The organism is Pedobacter sp. V48, from assembly GCF_000523515.1.
Classification (GTDB): Bacteria; Bacteroidota; Bacteroidia; order Sphingobacteriales; family Sphingobacteriaceae; genus Pedobacter.
The window spans coordinates 16,733-37,321 of the sequence record NZ_AWRU01000033.1 but is presented as its reverse complement, the minus strand read 5'-3'; the positions used below and the strand labels follow the sequence as shown (position 1 = coordinate 37,321).

Below are 20,589 nucleotides of genomic sequence, written 5' to 3'. Positions count from 1 at the left end.
CGATAAACAGTAATATAGCTTAAATGGAAAGCAATAAAAAATACTGGAAAGGCTTAGAAGAGTATAAAAACACTCCGGATTTTGTTGAAAATAACAAAAACGAATTTGCTGAGCCACTTCCAATAGAAGATGTTTTAAATGAAGCAGGGTTAAGTACAGTAACTCCACGCCGTGACTTTTTAAAAGCTTTAGGCTTTGGGTTAGGGGCGGTAACACTGGCAGCTTGTCAAACTGCTCCTGTTCACAAATCAATTCCTTACTTGGTTAAACCTGAAGAGGTAGTTCCGGGTATACCGAACTACTATGTTTCAAGTTTTAACGGACAAAGTGTTTTAGTTAAAACAAGAGAGGGAAGACCAATTAAAATTGAACCAAATCCTAATGCAGGAACGTTTAATTGTGGTACCGATGCTCAGGCGCAGGCTTCTGTATTGGATCTTTATGATGTTTCAAAACTTAAAGCTCCTGTATTAAAAGATGCAGAGAGTAACTGGGCTGAGATTGATAAGTTTGTACAGGCAGAGTTAAATAAGGCTCAGGCTTCAGGAAAGAAAATTCGTATTGTTTCATCTTCAGTAAGCAGCCCTTCTACTAAAGCGGTTGTCGCTGATTTTACAACTGCTTATCCTACTACTAAGCATGTTCAGTATGATGCTGTTTCTTATACAGGTATTATTAAAGCAAATGAAAATAGCTTTGGTAAAGCTGTTATTCCTAAATATAACTTTGACAAGGCTGATCTGATTGTAAGTTTCGGAGCAGACTTTTTAGGTACCTGGATTAGCGGAGAAGAATTTACTTCACAGTACGTTTCGAATAGAGATCACAAATCTTTGAAAGCTGGTAAGATGTCTCGCCACTTCCAATTCGAAGCCGGAATGAGCTTAACAGGAACAAACGCAGATACCCGTGTTCCGGTTAAATTATCAGAAGAAGGACCTGCTTTAATTGCTTTATATAACGCAATTACAGGAAACGCTTTATCGGGTGCTGCTTTACCTAATAATGTTACTGCTGATAAAGCACTTAAATTAATAGCTAAAGAATTATTACAAAATAAAGGAAAGTCACTTGTAGTTTCAGGTTCGAATGATGTATCTACCCAAATATTGGTAAATGCAATTAACTCGGCAATTGGTAGCTACGGTACTACTATAGATCTTGATAACCCTTGTAAACGTTACGCTGGTAATGACGCAGAATTTGCTGAGTTTATCAACGAGATGAACAGAGGCGAGGTTGCTGCAGTATTTTTCTTAGATAGCAACCCTGCTTATGACGTTGCAAATGCTAAAGGATTTACTGATGGATTAGCTAAAGTTGGTTTAAAAGTTTCTTTCTCTGACAGAAAAGATGAGACTTCAACATTATGTAATGTAATTGCCATTAACCATAACTATTTAGAGTCGTGGGGTGATGCTAACGCATATGAAGGATATTATTCAATTGTACAGCCAACCATCAACCCTGTGTTTAACTCACGTCAGGCTGAGGAAAGTCTTTTAATCTGGTCTAACGGTCCGGTTAAAGAATATTATCAGTATGTACGTAATAACTGGGAAAAAAGTATTTTACCTGCTTTAGGTAAAACATGGCAAGATGTATTGCAAACAGGTGTTTTTGCTTCGGCATTAAAACCTGCCGGCACATATACATTTAGCTTATCGCTTGCAGCTGTAATACCTTCGATTGTAAATAACAGCAAGGCTTTGGCGAAAGATATCGAATTACAGGTTTACGAAAGTATTCCGATGAGAGACGGTAAACATGCAAACAATGCATTCTTACAAGAACTACCTGATCCTGTTTCTAAAGTAACCTGGGATAATTACATTGCCTTAGCACCTAAATTTGCTAAAGAATTAGGCTTTAAAGAGTTTGATATTGTTTCGATAAAAGACGATAAAGGTTATGAAATTGAGTTACCTGTGCTTATTCAGCCAGGACAAGCTCAGGGAACAGCTTCTGTTGCTTTAGGTTACGGACGTACAAAGGTTGGTAAAGCTGGAGATAACGTTGGTAAAAATGCTTATCCATTTGTCAGCTTTACTAATGGTACTTCTAAGTATGCAACTACCGTTAAGCTTTCTGGAACAGGAAAAACTGAAGAGCTGGCTCAAACGCAAACTCACCACTCTTTTGAGGGTAGAAATATTATTCGCGAAGCTACTTTTACAGAATACAAAAAGAATCCGGCTGCTGGTTCAGGTAATGACCACGCAAAACATAAAACTTACGATCTGTGGGATAAATATGAGAAGCCAGGTAACAACTGGGTTATGGCAATCGATTTGAATGCTTGTACTGGTTGTGGTTCTTGTATTGTTGCTTGTAACGTGGAAAATAACATTCCGGTTGTAGGTAAAACAGAAGTGCGCAGACGTAGAGAGATGCACTGGATTCGTATTGACCGTTATTACAGCTTCAATGTTGAAGGTGAAGGTCATGCAGAAGAGGCACATGCTCATGGCGAACATGGAAATGGTATCAATTCAGTAACTAAAGAGAAAGAAATTGCTCATTTAGATAACCTTGATAACGTTTCTGTAGTACATCAGCCAATGCTTTGTCAGCATTGTGATCATGCTCCTTGTGAGACTGTTTGTCCGGTATTGGCAACAGTACACTCATCAGATGGCTTGAACCACATGGCTTATAACCGTTGTGTAGGTACACGTTACTGTGCAAACAACTGTCCATATAAAGTACGTCGTTTCAACTGGTTTAACTACTGGAATGATTCACGCTTCGATAACTACTTGAATAATGAATTTACTCAGTTGGTTCTTAACCCTGATGTAACTACACGTTCAAGAGGTGTTATGGAGAAATGCTCTATGTGTATTCAGCGTATTCAAGCAGGTAAATTACAAGCTAAAATTGAAAAACGCCCGTTGAAAGATGGGGATATCAAAATGGCTTGTCAGCAAGCTTGTTCTGCCAATGCAATCATCTTTGGAGATGGCAACGATCCTAACTCGGAAGTATCTAAAGCATTACGTAGTGAACGTATTTACTATGTTTTAGAAGAGATAAACGTACAACCGGGTATAGGTTATATGACAAAAATTAGAAATACAGATACAACAGTACAAGCGTAAGCTGATATTAAAGAAAATAAATTATGTCAGGACATAACGAATCAATATTAAGAGAACCATTAATCACCGGCAAGAATATCACGTATGCAAAAATTACGGACGATATTTTAATGCCAGTTGAGAATAAGCCTAACAGGGCATGGTGGATTGGATTTATAATTGCACTTTGCGGTGCTACCCTTTGGGTAGTAGCTGTGGGGTATACCTTTTGGTTCGGTATCGGAGCATGGGGTTTAAATAAAACAGTAGGATGGGCTTGGGATATCACCGGTTTCGTATGGTGGGTAGGTATTGGTCACGCAGGAACGTTGATTTCGGCGGTATTATTACTCTTCCGTCAGAACTGGCGCAACTCTATTAACCGCTCTGCTGAGGCGATGACTATATTTGCCGTTATTTGCGCGGCTACATATGTTGTATCTCACATGGGTAGACCATGGTTAGCATATTGGGTACTTCCTTTACCAAATCAGTTCGGATCACTTTGGGTTAACTTTAACTCTCCGCTAGTTTGGGATATGTTTGCGATCTCTACTTATTTCTCGGTATCACTTTTATTCTGGTATACAGGTCTTTTACCTGATATCGCGACTATTCGTGACCGTGCAACCGGATTAAGACGTAAAGTTTATTCAATCATGTCATTCGGATGGGCTGGAAATGTTAAGACATGGCAACGATTTGAGGCTGTATCTATCATCTTAGCAGGTATTTCTACACCTCTGGTACTTTCTGTACACACGATTGTATCTATGGACTTTGCAACTTCAGTAATTCCAGGATGGCACACTACAATCTTCCCTCCTTATTTCGTGGCAGGGGCGATCTTCTCAGGATTTGCGATGGTGTTAACCTTATTATTGGTTGCACGTAAAGTATTAGGCCTTGAGAACTATATCACCATGTTCCACATTGAGTCGATGAATAAAATCATCATCTTAACTGGATCTATCGTAGGTGTTGCTTACTTAACAGAGTTCTTCATTGCCTGGTATTCAGGTTCTGAATATGAACAATATGCTTTCATCAACCGTTCAACAGGACCTTACTGGTGGGCATACTGGATGATGATGACATGTAACGTGATTTCTCCACAGTTGTTATGGTTCAAAAAGATCCGTACCAGTATTGCAGCAACCTGGATCTTATCTATTGTAGTAAATATAGGTATGTGGTTTGAGCGTTTCGTAATCATTGTAACTTCATTACACCGTGATTACCTACCATCGAGCTGGGCTATGTTCTATCCATCTTGGGTTGACGTAAGTGTGTTCGTAGGATCAATAGGTGTGTTCTTTACGTTGTTCTTATTGTTCTTAAGAGTATTACCTTCTATTGCGATAGCAGAGGTTAAACTCTTACTTAAGAGTGCTAGTGAGCAAGCTAAACTGGAGCAGATTAAAGAAGGACATCTTGAAAAAGAACATGTAGCAGAATACATTGAGTCTTTAGAGAAATTTGATAGTGTTAAACAAGAAGATTACGCAAAAATATAACAATGAATAATATCAAATATATTTTAGGCAGTTTTGGTGATCCTGATGAAATGATGCATGGAATTCAAAAATTGCAGGATAATAACATTAAGATACATGATGTTTATACACCTATGCCAATCCACGGTATTGAGGCAAAGCTTGGTGTTAAACGCTCAAGGTTGGATATAGCAGCTTTCTTTTTTGGAATTACTGGTACAATGACCATGTTGTCATTTGTGTACTTTGCTGCAGCGTATGATTGGCCAATTAACATTGGTGGTAAACCGCATTTCGCCTTACCGGATTTTATTCCAATTACGTTTGAGCTTACCATCTTATTTTGTGCTTTTGGTTTGGTTGGTTCTTACTATGCTTCAACCCATCTGTTTCCGGGAAGAGCTCCAAGAGTAATGGATTTAAGAGCAACAAATGACAGGTTTATTATTGCTATTGATGCAAAAGAAAATGCAGAGCACAGTAAGATAGATGATTTATTAAAAGAAGCTGGTGCTTTAGAAGTAAAGTATAATGAAAGGAAGTATGTTAGCTATGAATAGGAATAAAGTAGTTTTAACCTCGTTTTGTATTCTTGCCACCGCTGTTATTTTTTCAGCATGCAGAGATAAACGTAGTACGGGTTTAGAATACGCAAGGAATATGTATGATCCGATTGCTTATAACCCGGATCAGGCAAATAAGAACTTTGCAAATGGACAAACCGCGCAAACTCCACCGAAACATACCGCTCCGGTTGGATTTGTTGAGGAAGATGTTTATCCAAATACAAAAGAAGGTTATGAAGAAGCTGGTGTTAAATTGATAAACAGTTTACCATTAACTGAACAGAATCTTTTACAAGGTCAGCATTTATTTAATGCATTTTGCTCACCTTGCCATGGTAAAGAAGGTGATGGACAAGGTCACCTTGTTAAATTGGAAAAAATTAATGGTGTTCCATCATTTCATGATCCTGAGAAAACCTCTTCAAGAGGCGGTTTAATGAAAGATCTATCCGCAGGTAAGATTTATCATACAATTAAATATGGTGTTAACATGATGGGTTCATACGCATCTCAATTATCACCTGAAGAGAGATGGAAAGTAGTACTTTATGTACAACAATTACAAAAAGCAAAATAGAAAAGAAGAAATAAATGGGAACTCATAATTATAATTTAACTGAGCAGTTTGAGTTTACAGGTAAAGCAAAAAACCTAAGCATAATCGCTATAGTAATAGGATTATTGGCTATAGGCTATGGCTTTTCAGCTGAGGCGCTTCACGAGCGTACTTTTGCTAACCTGTTATTAATGGCTTATTACTTCGCTTGTGTCTGCATGTCGGGCGCATTCTTTTTAGCTGTTCAATTTGTAGCACAAGCAGGTTGGTCTGCTTCAATACTACGTGTACCTGAGGCAATGGCTAAAGCACTACCAATTGCGGTAGTTATTTTAATTGCTGTTATGGCTGCAGGTTTATATACGCATAATTTATATCATCACTGGAACGCTCCGGGCTTAACAGATCCTAACAGCGAAAACTTTGATAAATTAATAAAAGGTAAATCAGCATTTTTAAATGTGCCTTTCTTTATGGCTCGTCAGGTAATCTTCCTGGGTGTATATAGTTTTTTTGCATTATTACTTGCCAGATTATCTAATAATGAAGATTTAGAAGGGGGCTTGAATTCTTACAGAAAGAGCTTTAAATATTCTTGTGTATTTCTTGTAATCTACGGATTTACTACTCCAATATTTGCTTTTGATACTGTAATGTCACTTGAAGCACACTGGTTCTCTACTATGTTCGGCTGGTATAACTTCGCAGCAATGTGGGTTAGCAGTTTAGCTACTATCGCTATTATCCTTATCTTGTTAAGGAAATCAGGTTATATGGCTTGGGTAAACAATAGTCACTTACACAACTTAGGTCAGTTTATCTTTGGTTTCTCTATCTTCTGGACTTATGTCTGGTTCGCTCAGTTCTTGCTTATCTACTATGCAAATATGCCTGAGGAGACTGTATATTTTTACAAAAGGTTTGATAACTATGAATTTTGGTTCTACCTGAATTTAATCTTAAACTTCCTTGCGCCATTATTGCTGTTAATGGACAGAGATAATAAAAGACAAGAAAATATTTTACTTACAGTGTCGATCATTGTATTGTGTGGTCACTGGGTTGATTATTACCAAATGATCATGCCTGGAACTGTAGAAGAGCACCATGGTTTTGGTATCATTGAAATCGGTACAGCGATAGGTTTTGTAGGTTTGTTTACCTTTACCGTTTTAAATGGGTTAAGTAAAAAGCCTTTGATCGCAAAGAACCATCCATTTTTACAAGAAAGTTTAAATCACCATTTGTAATAGGTGATCTGGATAGGATATAATAAATAATAGTATAATAGAAGTACAGTGTTACTACTTTTAAGAAAATGAGTCTAAGAAAATTAATAAGTAATAAAACAATAGCGGCACTAGCAGTGATTGTAACTGCATTTGCGAATACAAGCGCGTTTGCGCAGGCTGCCGCTGCAACAGCAGAGAAACCTGTTGATATGGGGCCGGTTTATAAAACCGCGACGTTCTATGTTCTTGCATTTTTACTGGTTTGCTTATTTGTAGCAATAGTTGGTAAGGCATTAAAGGTTTATGAATTGACCCGTGAGGCACAGGATAAACCAAAAGGAATTAACTGGGATGCAATAAACGGAGGTTTATTCGCCTTATTCCTTATTGTAGGTTTATATGGCGTGTATTGGGAATATACAGTTCATGGGAACATGATCTTACCTGAAGCTGCTTCTGAGCATGGTAAAAAGATAGATCAGATGTTTAATATTACATTGATTCTTACAACCATTGTTTTCATTGTTACACACATACTTTTATTTGCTTTTGCTTATTTCTACAAACACAGCGGAAAAAGAAAAGCTTATTACTATCCTCACAACAATACTATTGAGCGTATCTGGACAATCATTCCGGCGTTAGTTCTAACAGTTCTTGTACTTATGGGATTCCTTACGTGGAGATCTATATTCTATAAAGTTGAAGATCCTAACAACAAGCCTATCAGTATTGAGATTACTTCATCTCAGTTTGCCTGGGCGATTCGTTACGCAGGTGCTGATGGTGTGGTAGGACTTAAAAATTATAAATTAATTACTTCAGACAATGCTCTGGGTATTGATTTTAAAGATAAAAAGACATTGGATGATCAACTTGCAGAAGTAATGGTTATTCCAGTTAATAAGCCGGTTCGTTTGATTCTTACCAGTAAAGATGTGATCCACAGTTTTTATATGCCACATTTTAGAGTTCAGTTGAATACTGTGCCAGGTATGACGTCATATTTTGAATTCACTCCTACAATTACTACGGAGGAGATGAAAGCTAAAACAAATGATCCTAAGTTTAAATATTTGTTCTTATGTAATAAGATTTGTGGTGATGGTCACTACAAAATGCAAAGAGAGGTTAAAGTCGTTTCACAAGCCGAGTATGACGCATGGGTTGCTGAATTGCCAACATACCTAACTGATGATTTAAGGAAGCAATTTAATTTGCCTGTAGCTTCGGCTCCTGCAAGTGAACCAGCTGCTACAGCTCCTGCTGATACAGCTGCAAAAGATACTTCTGCAGTTAAAACGAATCAAATAGCTTTAAAAAAATAACAATACTGGAATAGCACATTATGTCAACTATATCATTACACGATACACATAACCACGATAGCCATGATGATCATGGTCATCACAAAGAGACTTTTTTAACGAAGTACGTCTTTAGTCAGGATCACAAGATGATCGCTAAGCAGTTTTTGATAACTGGTATTATCATGGCTGTTATAGCAATGGGCTTATCTATATTGTTCCGTATACAATTAGCATGGCCAGATAAAAGTTTCCCTCTTTTAGAAACATTTCTAGGTAAATGGGCTGAAGGTGGTAGGATAAAACCCGACTTTTACCTAGCATTAGTAACCATACATGGTACCATCATGGTATTCTTTGTATTAACAGCTGGTTTGAGCGGTACTTTTAGTAACTTATTGATCCCCCTACAAATTGGAGCAAGGGATATGGCGTCGCCATTCCTTAACATGCTTTCATACTGGTTCTTCTTTACTGCATGTGTGATCATGATGAGTTCATTCTTTATACAAACAGGACCGGCAAGTGCGGGATGGACGGTTTATCCGCCATTATCTGCATTGCCAACTGCCATTAGTGGTTCAGGTTTAGGTATGACCTTATGGTTAATCAGTATGGTACTTTTCGTTGCATCATCTTTAATGGGTGGTATCAACTATGTGAGTACTATCTTAAATATGCGTACTAAGGGAATGGATCTGTGGAAAATGCCACTAACAATCTGGGCATTTTTCTTAACAGCTGTTTTAGGTATCTTATCTTTCCCTGTATTAGTTGCAGGTGTTGTATTGTTAGTATTTGACCGTAGCTTTGGAACAAGTTTCTATCTTTCTGATATTGTTATGGGGACTCAGGTATTGCCAAACGAAGGTGGATCACCAATCTTATGGCAACACTTATTCTGGTTCCTGGGCCACCCTGAGGTATATATTGTAATTATGCCTGCAATGGGATTGTCTTCAGAGATTATGTCAGTGAATTCAAGAAAGCCAATCTTTGGTTACCATGCCATGATTTATTCACTAATCGGTATTACTATATTATCATTCATCGTTTGGGGTCACCACATGTTTGTAACGGGTATGAACCCATTATTAGGCGGTGTGTTTATGATCACTACTTTGATTATTGCAGTTCCTTCGGCAGTTAAAACATTCAACTGGTTAGCTACGCTATGGAGAGGTAATATCAGATTTACCCCAGCTATGTTGTTTGCTATTGGTATGGTATCATTCTTTATCTCAGGTGGTTTAACTGGTATATTCCTGGGTAACGCATCTTTAGATATTAACTTGCATGATACTTACTTCGTTATTGCTCACTTCCACCTTGTAATGGGATCTGCTGCAATATTTGGTATGCTTGCAGGCGTTTATCATTACTTCCCTAAAATGTTTGGAAGATTAATGAATAGTAAACTTGGTTATTTACACTTCTGGATCACATTTATTTGTGCTTATTTGGTGTTCTTCCCACTACACTTCTTAGGTCTTGACGGGGTTCCACGTCGTTACTATGCATTTACTGAGTTTGAGTTTATGCAGAAATGGGTTACGGTAAATATTTTAGTTACATGGTCTGCAATTATTGCTGCATTAGCTCAGGTTGCGTTCTTATTTAACTTCTTCTATTCTATTTTCAAGGGCAAAGTATCGTCTCAAAACCCTTGGGGTGCGAATACATTAGAGTGGACAACTCCTGTAGAGCGGTTACACGGTAACTGGCCAGGTGAGATTCCAACTGTTTATCGTTGGCCATATGACTATAGTAAGCCAGGGGCTGAAGAAGATTTTATTCCTCAAACTGTGCCTTTCTCTCAAACTATGAGCTCTAATATGCCACATGATTTTGAAGGAAACGCTGAAGCTGAGCGTATACAGAGAGAATGGGAAGAGAAAGAAGAAGCTGCAGGCAGAACAAAATTAGACTAGCATATAGTTTATAATATGATGGGGTATCTGCAGTAGGTAAATACTTACAACAGATACCTCATTTTTTTTAAATCTAATACACACCATGGTTCCTAAATCTGAGAAGAGATTTATCAGGCTAAACCTTATAACGATAGTTGTAACCTTATTGCTAATTTTGGCGGGGGGGATAGTACGTAGTACAGGGTCTGGTATGGGATGTCCGGATTGGCCAAAGTGCTTTGATCAATATGTACCTCCAACCTCAGCTTCACAGTTACCTGCTGATTACAAAGAAAAGTATGTAGCTGAACGTGTTGTAAAGAACGAACGTTTTGCTAAAACACTTGATAAGTTAGGTAAAGGGCACCTGGCAGATAGCATAAGACATGATGAATCTATCTTACAGCCAGAGACCTTTAATGTAGCAAAAACCTGGACCGAATATTTAAATCGTTTGATGGGTGCTGCAACCGGGTTTTTATTGGTTGGATTAGTTATCTATTCTTTTGCCTATCGTAAAACAGCTAAACGTATAGTAGTTTTAAGCTGGTTGAATCTGGTAGTGGTTGCCTTTCAGGCATGGTTAGGTTCAATAGTTGTGTCTACCAATCTGGTTCCCTGGATTGTTACGGTACATATGTTATTGGCTTTAGTAATTCTGGCCATCTTGGTTTATACTTATAATTATGCACAACAGATGCATAAGGCAGTAACCATAGTTATGGCTAAGGTTGTCTGGTTAAAGGTTTTAATCTTTTTAGCCATAGTGGTAAGTGTACTGCAAATTGTTTTAGGAACGGAAGTAAGGGAGGCTGTTGATGCAGTTTCAAAAGCTCTGATGTATAATGATCGCGAAAGCTGGTTAACCAGGGTAGGCAAGATCTTTTCTTATCATAGAGATTCGGCTATGGTTGTGCTTATATTGAACATCATTATATACAAGCTTGTTAAAGATAGATTTAATGGTAAAGCTACTGCTTTGATGGTAGCCAATTCTATAGCAGTTGTTTTGATTATTCAGATACTAACTGGATTAATATTATCGAACTTTGCATTGCCACCTTACGCTCAGGCATTACACATTTTATTTTCAACCCTACTATTTAGTCTGCAATACTATCTGTATTTGTTAGTTTACAAAACGGATACTTACAACCAAGAGCATTAATAATATATAATTTGAAACAGTTTCTAACAGATTTTTCTAAGCTCATTAAATTCAGACTCACCTTTCTGGTTGTGTTTTCTGCATCAGTTACCTTTTTAATTGGGTCGCAGGTTGAAATCGCCGGAGTTGTTCCTGGAATAGACTGGACGAAATGGCTTATTTTAATAGCTGGAGGGTTCCTGGTTACATCTGCAGCTAATTGCTTTAATGAAGTAATAGAGGTTGATCTGGATAAGTTAATGACGAGAACCAAGGATCGTCCAATGCCTGCCGGACATATGACCACAGGTCAGGGCTTGGTCTCGGGCTTGGTAATGGGAATGCTGGGAACATGGTTACTAGGTAAATTAAATATCGAAACGGGATTACTATCCGTGTTTTCAATATTTTTATATGCCTTTGCCTACACTCCTTTAAAGCGTAAATCGCCTATCGCTGTATTTGTTGGTGCCATTCCGGGAGCTTTGCCTCCACTAATTGGTTACGTGGCTGCTCATGGAAAGATTGATGAAATTGCAGTGATACTTTTCCTTGTACAGTTTGTATGGCAGTTTCCTCATTTCTGGTCTATCGCCTGGGTACTTGATGATGATTACAAAAAAGCTGGATTTAGATTGTTGCCTACTACTAAAAGAGATAAGGCAAGCGCATTTATAACATTTATCAGCACGTTAATATTAATTCCGGTTAGTTTGTTGCCAACATTCTATGGATTTGGTGGCTATTATATAGCTGGGGTATCATTAATTGCGGGATTAGTATTTGCATGGTTGGCATTTAAAATGTGGGTTAATATGGATTTGGCAAGTGCAAGGAAGGTAATGTTTTGTTCCTTCTTCTATCTTCCGTTAGTGCAGGTGATTTTATTTTTTGATTTTATAGCTAAATAATTTAAGATGGTACACACATTAAATAAAGAGGATATGAAGTCTGCAGCACCTATAGATACCAAACCTAAGAAGTTTGTGATCTGGTTGTTTGTGGTTTCCTCGACTATTATGTTTGGGGGTTGGACAAGTTATTACATTGTTTTTGCAGCCTCAAAAGGTAAAGGCCATGGTTTGGTACTGCCTGATGTTTTCATGTATAGTACAGCTGCATTAATAGGCAGCAGTATCTGTTTATTCCTGGCATCAAGAGCGCTAAGGAATGGGCAAATTCAAAAGCAAAGATTGTTCTTGTGGTGTACTATTGCCCTTGGATTAGTATTTGGTTACCTGCAGGTAGAAGCATGGTCGAGCTTATACCACAGCGGAGCAGCAATGGTAAATAATAATGCTGCTATTTCTGTTATTTATGTGGTTTCTGGTTTCCACTTACTGCACATTTTTGCAGGTTTATGTATTGTATTGAATGCCCTAATTGGGGCTTATAAAGAAATGCCGATAGAAACACGCAAGTACCGGATGGAAATTGCTTCTATATTTTGGCATTTTATAGATATATTATGGATATATCTGTATGTTTTTTTACTTTTGAACAGTTAGATTTTTTAACAAACTATTACTATTTACAAAATGAGTTCATTATCAMAATWARMNTCANNTAAWAMCYACWMNATRGAGTGGGGGCCGCTCGCCGTGGTCAGTAGAGTATGGCAAAATAATGATGTGGTTTTTTCTGGTTTCTGATGCATTCACATTTTCGTCATTATTGATCTATTATGGAGCGCAGCGCTTCAGTAAATTTACGTGGCCAGATCCGGATTTGGTTTTCCAATCTATTCCAGGCATAACCGATAGTGGTGCTCCACTTGTATTTGTGGGTATTATGACGTTTATTTTGATCATGAGCTCGGTAACTATGGTACTTGCAGTAGAGGCTGGTCACAGACGCTCTAAAAAGGAAGTAGTGTGGTGGATGATTGCTACTATTATAGGTGGTTTAATGTTCCTGGGTTGTCAGGCTGCAGAATGGACGCATTTGTTCCATGAGGGGTTTGGCTGGGGAAAGATTCCAACCATGGAAACGCTACATCATTTGTTTACCGGTGAGGTATCTACAGTATCTGCACTTCAGTTCTCAAATCTATTCTTTACAATAACAGGATTCCACGGATTCCACGTATTTAGCGGAGTGATAATTAATATCATCATCTTATGCATGACTATTAATGGCACTTTTGAAAAACGCGGACATTACTTAATGGTTGAAAAAGTTGGTTTATACTGGCACTTTGTAGACCTTGTTTGGGTATTCGTGTTTACATTCTTCTATTTAGTTTAATCTTACTCAATTAAAATATTATGTCAGAAATACATACAGATCACTCTCACGACGAGCATGCACATGGTGAGCATGCGGGGTTAGATAAAAAGAAAATTTGGCAGGTATTTGGTATCCTGCTTGCCATCACAGTAATTGAGTTTATTATTGCTTTGGTTCTTATACCAGGTGGCCATATGCCTCAGCATATAGGTAACTTTGTTTACATTGCCTTAACTTTATTAAAWGCATTTTATATCGTTGCATACTTTATGCACCTTAAATACGAGAAGGTAGGACTTCAGGTTTCTTTAACTGTCGTTTTTATTTTTATCTTTTACTTTATTGTTTTGATGTTAATTGAAGGCGGCTACTTACACCTACATATGCCTTTAGTTTAATGAAGGGTACTCCAATAAAAAAAATATTAATCCTGGTCACCATATTAGCGGTACCAGGATTTTTGTATTATTTACTCCAGGAGAAAGGGAAAAACAGATACAGACCGCTTCCTATTTTTGGACATAAAGAAGTTGCTGCTACATTTCACTCGGTTAGAGGGACGCAGATTCCCGATACGATTTACCATGTAGTAGATGATTTTAAGTTGATTAATCAGAATGGAGATTCTGTTAGTTTGAGTAAATATGGAAGCAACATTTTAATACTAAGTCTGTTTTATACCAAAGGCGATGCGAATGGTGTTGGAGCTACAACCAGGGCTATGAAAGGTTTTGATGAAACCTATCAGCATAATAAAGCAGTTAATTTTGTAGGAATCAGTATTGATCCTGAAACTGATAAACCGGATGTACTTGCAGGTTATGCGAAGACACTTTCTGCAAAGGCAGGGAAATGGGATTTACTAACGGGAGATAGCACGCAGTTATCTACATTGATAAAAAAAGGATTGTCCTTGGACGCTCACCAAGAAAAGATTGGCGCTGAGAAGAAATTTATTCATAGCAATATGCTAGTATTGCTTGATAGCCATCGTCGTATCAGAGGCTATTATGAGGCCACAAGTCAGGAGGCCTTAACAAAGCTAGATGATGAAATTAAAGTGTTGCTGGCAGAGGAGTTGAGAAACTCCAGAGACGGAAGATAAGAAGTTCTAAATAGATAGAATATGAATTTTAATGATAAGTTTTTTTTAAGATTAATATGGATTGTAACAGCGGTTGTGTTACTTGTGGTTATAGCGTTAAAATTAGTCCCACCTCCAGAGCCTACACCATCTTTCATCTATCTATTTCCACATATAATAGGAGGCATTAATGCAACTTGTGCAGTACTCCTTATTGTGTCTTTAATTTTCATAAAAAGGAAAAACATACAGGCTCATAAAGTAACGAATGTGATCACATTCATCCTTTCGGCAATCTTCCTTCTTTTTTATATCGTTTTTCACCTTTATGAAAAAGATACTAAGTATGGAGATGTTGATCATAACGGGGTATTATCGGCAATTGAATTGGCCGCAGTTGGATCAACCCGTTATATCTATTTCTTTATATTGGCTACACACATTATTCTTGCTATTGTTGTTTTACCCTTAATCCTTGTGAGCTTTTTAAGAGGGTTTAATATGCAGGTAGAGCGTCACAAAAAAATTGTTAGGTGGGCTTATCCAGTATGGTTGTATGTTGCTGTAACTGGGGTAATAGTATACCTGATGATATCACCTTATTACAATTTTTAGACTGGTTTCTGACTATTCTTAAAATGTGTTACAGTTTCTTTGCTTATATTTGCAACATGAAAAAGGTAGCGGTTATCTTCCTCTTTATGATCCTGTTGACAGTATCATCGTCAAATAATGTGAATGCACAATGTGCCATGTGTACTGTAAGTGCAGAACAAAGTGTAAAGAACGGTAATACTCAGGGAAAAGGTTTAAACTCAGGTATTTTATATCTTTTGGCTATTCCTTATCTTCTAATCTCAGGAATGGGCGTGTTGTGGTATGTAAAATATCGCAAAAGAACTGTTAGATATGCAGAAAACGTCTAAGTTATACGCACTCGTACACGGTAAATGCCCTCAATGCAGGAGGGGCGATATCTTTACGGGAAGTCTTTATGGCTTTAATGTACAACACACCAATACAATTTGTGCCCATTGCGGTCAACGTTTTGAAATTGAGCCGGGCTATTTTTACGCGGCCATGTATGTGAGCTATGCTATGAATTGTGCAGAAATGATTGCATTAGGTATAGCTACATATGTATTTTCAGGAGGTAATCTCGAGTTTGAATCTTTATGGCTTTATCTTACTGTAATCTTTACAGGTTGTTTAATTTTGGCACCGTTCAATTATCGTTATTCCCGGGTGATTTTATTACATTGGCTTTCTCCAAAAATAAAGTATAACGCCTATTACGACAAGCCATGATTAAGCCAGAAACACTCGCTTTTATTAAAGATGTAGCTCAAAACAACAACCGGGAATGGTTCGCAGAAAACAAGGGCAGATATGAAATTGCGAAAGCAGATGTATTGGCTTTTATTGATCAGCTAATACCCAAATTAGCAGCTATAGATCCTGAATTTCCAATTGATACACCAGCAAAAAAATGCCTGCTACGTATTTATAGGGATGTTCGTTTTAGTAAAAATAAAGATCCATATAAGAATAACTTTGGGATTTCTTTTAGTATAAAAGGTAGCAACATACATGGCCCTGGATATTATCTTCATATACAGCCAGGAGAATGTTTCCTTGGCGCTGGATTTTGGATGCCTGATGCTCCCGTTTTAAAAAGTATAAGAGAAGAGATAGACTACAATACCTCAGAATTTCTGAGCATAATTGATGAGGAAAGGTTTAAAAATACTTTTACGCTAAGTCAGGAAGATACGTTAAAAAATGCCCCTAAAGGCTACGATATAGATCATCCCCAAATAGAATTTCTAAAACTTAAGAGCTTTATTGCCGTGTGTCCCTTAAGGGATGATGAATTCCTAAAATCAGGAATCGTTGATAAGTTGAAAACTGCTTTTGAAAGTGTTTATCCTTTTATTCTATTTTTGAGAAACGCAGTAGCGCAATAAACTTATTGAAAAACGCGTATACGGTTAGAGCTCAATTGATGGGCTTGCGCGAACTTTCTTGATCACTAAATTAATAACACATTAATGAAAAAAATTAGCTTATTCTTATTCGTTGGGCTGCTTGCCAGTGCATTCACTTCCTGCGTAGTTCTATCTCCTAAAAAGTATAAATCATTATTAGCAACACAGGATTCATTAAAAACAGGATGGGGAGAGTCGCAATTAAAAAATGAAAATCTGGAAGGTCTGATTGCAAGGTTAAAAAAGGATACTACCGGATTAAGCAGTGCATTAAATGATCTGAAGAACAAGTATTCTGAAATGGACAGCAACTATGCTAAATTAAAGAACAAGAGTTCTACGGAAATCAGCAAGCTTTCTAATGATTTAAAAACACGCGAGCAACGGTTAAAAGAAGTGGAAGAGATATTACGTAAACGTGATGAGGCTACCAATCAATTAAAAGAAAAACTGCAACAGGCTCTTTTAGGATTTACTAAAAATGGTTTGACTGTGGAAATTAGAAACGGTAAAGTATATGTTTCTCTTACTGATAAATTGCTATTCCCTTCTGGAAGTATTATTATTGACGAGAAAGGAAAACAAGCACTAAGTCAATTGGCAGATGTATTAAAACAACAACCTGAAATTAACATCGCTGTTGAAGGCCATACAGACTCTCAAAAAATCACTAACCTCGGACAAATTAAAGACAATTGGGATTTAAGTGTTTTGCGATCAACATCGGTGGTGCGTTACCTGACAGAAGTTAGTAAGGTTGAGAGTGTGCGTATGACAGCAACTGGGAAAGGCGAATTTCAGCCGTTGGATGCCAATACAACAGCAGAGGGTAGAAGCAAGAATCGTAGAATTGAGATTGTCCTTTCGCCTAAATTGGATGAGTTGTATGATTTGATCAAACAATAATGTCAATTATTCTGAAAACGCACAGAACGTCTAGAACGCATAAAATGTATTATTGCGCATAAAACGCACAGAGCGCATATTACGAAGCACATTTTTTAACTCGGGTAATTTTAGCCACTCCTTGCACCTGGCTGTATAGCCATTTTAAGATAAGACATGGTTCAGGTTAAGTAATAACAGGCGTTACATACGGGTTACATAGCTGTATTATAGGTATACCGGAGGTCCGTGCCCTTGTGAAAGGTGTATTGTGGACCTCCGCCACCCAGATGTCAAAGAAAAGACTAAGCACGTTGAACAGAACAATTACAGGACTAGTAGTAAGTATAATCTTTAAAAAGGGCTATCAAAATCTTTAAAAGCGGGCAATACAAGGTCTTTGTCAGAGAGGATCAGATCTTCTTTTCCAATACTGCTATTCCAATCGATATTGATATCGACATCATTCCAGATCACACCAATTTCGGAGGCCTTATCATAGTAATTAGTTACTTTATAGGTGAAAATAGTATCATCTTCAAGCGTTAAAAAACCATGCAAAAATCCTGGTGGAACCCATAATTGTTTATGGTTATCACCACTAAGTTCTATGCTGAAATATTGGCCAAAAGTTTCAGATTCTTTTCTGATATCTACTGCTATATCTAAAACTTTCCCTTGTAAAACTCTTACTAACTTGCCTTGCTCAAATGGAGTTTTTTGAGCATGAAGTCCTCGTAAAGCCCCCTTCTGAGAAAAAGATTGATTGTCTTGTACAAAGGTAGCATCAATACCAGCGTCTGAAAACAACTTTGAATTGTAGCTTTCGTAAAAATATCCTCGGTTGTCTTTCCAAACCTTGGGCTCAATAACCAGAAGGTTAGCAATGGGAGTCTCTATAATATTCATAAATGGGATTAAGCGATATATTCCATCAGAGAGGTAAAGGACACCTGCTGATTTTTAAAATTTTCATTCACCTCGGCTAGTAAAGCAGGTGCAAATTTATCCTGGTAGGCTAAATAATTATCCATGTTTTCGGCTATATACTGTGCGCAGTATGTTACACCTTCATTTGGAGAGTCAACTACTTTAAGAAGCCTGTTGGATACAAATAATCCTGTTTGCATTACTTGTGGAATGTGGATCTCCTGCATCCATTGAAGCCAGCGATCTGCTGAGTTATCTTCGATAATTGTGGTTACATTGTATAATAACATGGTGCAAAGATAGAACTATGTACCAATATTATCCCCACGAAGTTTCCTAAAACGCTTACGGGCCTCTGTGGTAAACATACTACCCGGATAATCACTAATCAGTTTCTGATATAAGGCCTTAGCTTCTTCATTATTCTTCAGGTTTTTCTCATATAAGTCTGCTAATGTAAATAGCGCATCGTCGGCCCACAGACTGGTTCCTTGTTGGTCTATCAGTTCTTTAAGGACCTTTACAGCATTATTTATTTCATTTGTTTTGATATATATTCTGGATTTTGCCATTAATATATCATCAGTTAAGCTATTGTTTGGAAAGGCAATTGCAATGCTGTCCAGTTTTATCAGAGCCTTTGCCGGAAGATTTCGAAACTGAAGCATCTCCGCATCAGCATACATTTTAAGTGCATTACTGTCTACCTTAGATTGCAGATTATCTGAAATCATTAAACTCAAATTTAATGCATCATTAGCAATTAATTGGGAAGTTGATGCCTTTAAAACATCTGCCTGGGATTTTGCATAGGAGAAATTGCCTTGATAAAAGGAAAGTTTGGCCGACCGGAAATGAGCTTCGTTTCCTACAGCTTGGTTTTCAAACTGCTTAGCTACCTGTTCGTAAATTAAAAAAGCCTCCCAAGGTTGTTGTGTTAGTATATAGATATCGCCAAGATCGAGTTTCATTTGTCCTGTTTCGGCAGCAGACAGGCCCGTGATAGTTAATGCGTCTTCTAACGTTTTTTCAGCCGTGGGTAAGTCGTTAAGATAATATGCTTTTAAGTTAGCCAGTTTCTTCATCGCAAAAACCGTTTGGGCAGTTTTCCCATACTCTTCAATTATAGAAGAGTATTCGGCTACAAGATCTGTAATTGCTTTCCTATCGAACTGTCCGGTAATTACCAGCTGATATTTTGCATCTATCATTTCGACCTTTGCAGGTAAAAAATAAGGATTCTCCTTGCCCTTACTTACGATGTATTCAAACGCCTTTATAGCGGTAGTATAAGCTTGATTGGCAATAAAAGTATTGGCGGTATTGAATAATATAGCGCCATCATCCTTAACCCGCCTATCTTGCGCTATTAGCTGCCTTAATGCCATTTCATATTCTTGTTGTTGAAGGTATTGCCATATTAAAAGTTTGGTATAAATCTCTGTTTGTGGTTCCTTCTGTATTTTTTTTAACAAGGCAGCTTGTAAAATGAGGTAATCAGCGTTGTCTTCTAAAATAGAAGAAAGTACACTTTCCGCCTGGGGTAATAATTCAGGCATTTGAGCAAGCGCATTAATGTATTCTTGCACAAGCATGTTCTTATCCTTTTTAAAACGATATATACTTAAAAGTTCGTAAGTGAAAATCTTTTCATTGTTAAGGATCTTTCTTCCTTGTAAGAAGGTTGATATTGCGAGATCATATGCCTGAAAGCCATAAAATATATTAGCAACCTCTCTTATCCTAAACTCATCTGCCGGTAAATTGTTTAGCGTTTCCGAGTATGCTTTATTTGCAGCATCTATTTGTCCCTTTTCCTGGTAAACCCGGGCAAGAGCCATTGTATAATGTAAGTTTTTTGGATTTTGTTTAATAAGTTTCTTGGCAATCTTTTCGGCATCATCTAGTTTTTTGAGCTTAATAAGAGAGGTATACCAGAGGTCAAAATAAGTATCATTCTTAGTCGTGTTGAATAATTTCTCTAGTAAAACAGAGGCTTCCTGATACTGACCTTGCTGGTAATATTGAAAAGCCAATCCCTCATCTGCATTGCTTTGAGCTGCGCAAAGAAAGCTTGTATAAGAGAATAATAAGATTAAAATTAACTTTTTCATTGGGGATGGGCTATCAATAGAGTCCCTAAAATAATGATTTGAATTCTAATTTCCTTTCTATT

At 37.4% G+C, this 20,589-nt stretch carries 21 protein-coding genes; 18 read left to right on the top strand and 3 right to left on the bottom strand.

Annotated elements, in window-relative coordinates:
* Positions 1-23 precede the first annotated feature (23 nt).
* The 18 genes from N824_RS24510 to N824_RS24425 all read left to right on the top strand — a co-directional run bounded on the left by N824_RS24510 (position 24) and on the right by N824_RS24425 (position 17,504).
* A complete protein-coding gene (locus N824_RS24510) occupies positions 24-3,101 on the top strand; it encodes a TAT-variant-translocated molybdopterin oxidoreductase (RefSeq protein ID WP_048907763.1) in 3,078 nt (1,025 codons plus the stop codon).
* Between the two features lie 23 nt (positions 3,102-3,124).
* A complete protein-coding gene (nrfD, locus tag N824_RS24505) occupies positions 3,125-4,597 on the top strand; it encodes an NrfD/PsrC family molybdoenzyme membrane anchor subunit (protein WP_048907762.1) in 1,473 nt (490 codons plus the stop codon).
* A gap of 2 nt (positions 4,598-4,599) precedes the next feature.
* Positions 4,600-5,136, top strand: coding sequence for a DUF3341 domain-containing protein (locus N824_RS24500; protein WP_048907761.1), 537 nt, complete (start codon positions 4,600-4,602; stop codon positions 5,134-5,136).
* Positions 5,129-5,719: a cytochrome c gene (locus N824_RS24495; protein ID WP_306413930.1), complete on the top strand. Its 591-nt coding sequence runs from the start codon at positions 5,129-5,131 to the stop codon at positions 5,717-5,719. Before N824_RS24500 ends, N824_RS24495 begins: the two co-directional genes overlap by 8 nt.
* Before the next feature lie 14 nt (positions 5,720-5,733).
* Positions 5,734-6,948: a hypothetical protein gene (locus N824_RS24490; protein ID WP_048907759.1), complete on the top strand. Its 1,215-nt coding sequence runs from the start codon at positions 5,734-5,736 to the stop codon at positions 6,946-6,948.
* Between the two features lie 68 nt (positions 6,949-7,016).
* Positions 7,017-8,258, top strand: a complete 1,242-nt coding sequence (locus tag N824_RS24485; RefSeq protein WP_048907758.1) for a cytochrome c oxidase subunit II — start codon at positions 7,017-7,019, stop codon at positions 8,256-8,258.
* A gap of 20 nt (positions 8,259-8,278) precedes the next feature.
* Complete coding sequence (locus N824_RS24480; RefSeq protein WP_200869935.1) at positions 8,279-10,168, top strand: cbb3-type cytochrome c oxidase subunit I; 1,890 nt, start codon at positions 8,279-8,281, stop codon at positions 10,166-10,168.
* An 85-nt stretch (positions 10,169-10,253) separates the two neighbouring features.
* Positions 10,254-11,318, top strand: coding sequence for a heme A synthase (locus tag N824_RS24475; protein WP_048907756.1), 1,065 nt, complete (start codon positions 10,254-10,256; stop codon positions 11,316-11,318).
* A gap of 11 nt (positions 11,319-11,329) precedes the next feature.
* Positions 11,330-12,208: a heme o synthase gene (gene cyoE, locus N824_RS24470; RefSeq protein WP_048907755.1), complete on the top strand. Its 879-nt coding sequence runs from the start codon at positions 11,330-11,332 to the stop codon at positions 12,206-12,208.
* A gap of 6 nt (positions 12,209-12,214) precedes the next feature.
* Complete coding sequence (locus tag N824_RS24465) at positions 12,215-12,805, top strand: cytochrome c oxidase subunit 3 (RefSeq protein ID WP_048907754.1); 591 nt, start codon at positions 12,215-12,217, stop codon at positions 12,803-12,805.
* A gap of 121 nt (positions 12,806-12,926) precedes the next feature.
* Positions 12,927-13,544 carry a cytochrome c oxidase subunit 3 gene (locus N824_RS24460; protein ID WP_084498445.1) on the top strand — a complete coding sequence of 206 codons (618 nt, stop codon included), beginning with the start codon at positions 12,927-12,929 and terminating at the stop codon, positions 13,542-13,544.
* A 20-nt stretch (positions 13,545-13,564) separates the two neighbouring features.
* A complete protein-coding gene (locus tag N824_RS24455; RefSeq protein WP_048907753.1) occupies positions 13,565-13,924 on the top strand; it encodes a cytochrome C oxidase subunit IV family protein in 360 nt (119 codons plus the stop codon).
* Complete coding sequence (locus tag N824_RS24450; protein ID WP_048907752.1) at positions 13,924-14,631, top strand: SCO family protein; 708 nt, start codon at positions 13,924-13,926, stop codon at positions 14,629-14,631. The genes N824_RS24455 and N824_RS24450 overlap by 1 nt, the downstream gene beginning before the upstream one ends.
* Positions 14,632-14,652: 21 nt before the next feature.
* Complete coding sequence (locus N824_RS24445) at positions 14,653-15,225, top strand: DUF420 domain-containing protein (RefSeq protein WP_048907751.1); 573 nt, start codon at positions 14,653-14,655, stop codon at positions 15,223-15,225.
* Positions 15,226-15,281: 56 nt separating this feature from the next.
* Positions 15,282-15,536: a hypothetical protein gene (locus N824_RS24440; protein WP_048907750.1), complete on the top strand. Its 255-nt coding sequence runs from the start codon at positions 15,282-15,284 to the stop codon at positions 15,534-15,536.
* Positions 15,520-15,918, top strand: a complete 399-nt coding sequence (locus N824_RS24435) for a DUF983 domain-containing protein (RefSeq protein ID WP_048907749.1) — start codon at positions 15,520-15,522, stop codon at positions 15,916-15,918. The genes N824_RS24440 and N824_RS24435 overlap by 17 nt, the downstream gene beginning before the upstream one ends.
* Entirely contained in the window at positions 15,915-16,577 is a 663-nt protein-coding gene (locus N824_RS24430; RefSeq protein WP_048907748.1) for a DUF2461 domain-containing protein, read from the top strand. The genes N824_RS24435 and N824_RS24430 overlap by 4 nt, the downstream gene beginning before the upstream one ends.
* A gap of 84 nt (positions 16,578-16,661) precedes the next feature.
* Complete coding sequence (locus N824_RS24425) at positions 16,662-17,504, top strand: flagellar motor protein MotB (protein ID WP_048907747.1); 843 nt, start codon at positions 16,662-16,664, stop codon at positions 17,502-17,504.
* A 333-nt stretch (positions 17,505-17,837) separates the two neighbouring features.
* Here N824_RS24425 and rfbC read toward each other — a convergent pair whose 3' ends face one another.
* Genes rfbC through N824_RS24410 form a run of 3 tightly spaced genes read right to left on the bottom strand, consistent with a single transcriptional unit; the run spans position 17,838 to position 20,527 of the window.
* The gene (gene rfbC / locus N824_RS24420; protein ID WP_048907746.1) at positions 17,838-18,392 is read right to left on the bottom strand and encodes a dTDP-4-dehydrorhamnose 3,5-epimerase; all 555 of its coding nucleotides are present in this window, start codon (positions 18,390-18,392) and stop codon (positions 17,838-17,840) included.
* Positions 18,393-18,400: 8 nt separating this feature from the next.
* Positions 18,401-18,703 (bottom strand): DUF4286 family protein, encoded by a 303-nt coding sequence (locus N824_RS24415; RefSeq protein WP_048907745.1) that lies wholly within the window; start codon positions 18,701-18,703, stop codon positions 18,401-18,403.
* A gap of 15 nt (positions 18,704-18,718) precedes the next feature.
* The gene (locus N824_RS24410; protein ID WP_048907744.1) at positions 18,719-20,527 is read right to left on the bottom strand and encodes a tetratricopeptide repeat protein; all 1,809 of its coding nucleotides are present in this window, start codon (positions 20,525-20,527) and stop codon (positions 18,719-18,721) included.
* Between the last annotated feature and the right edge of the window lie 62 nt (positions 20,528-20,589).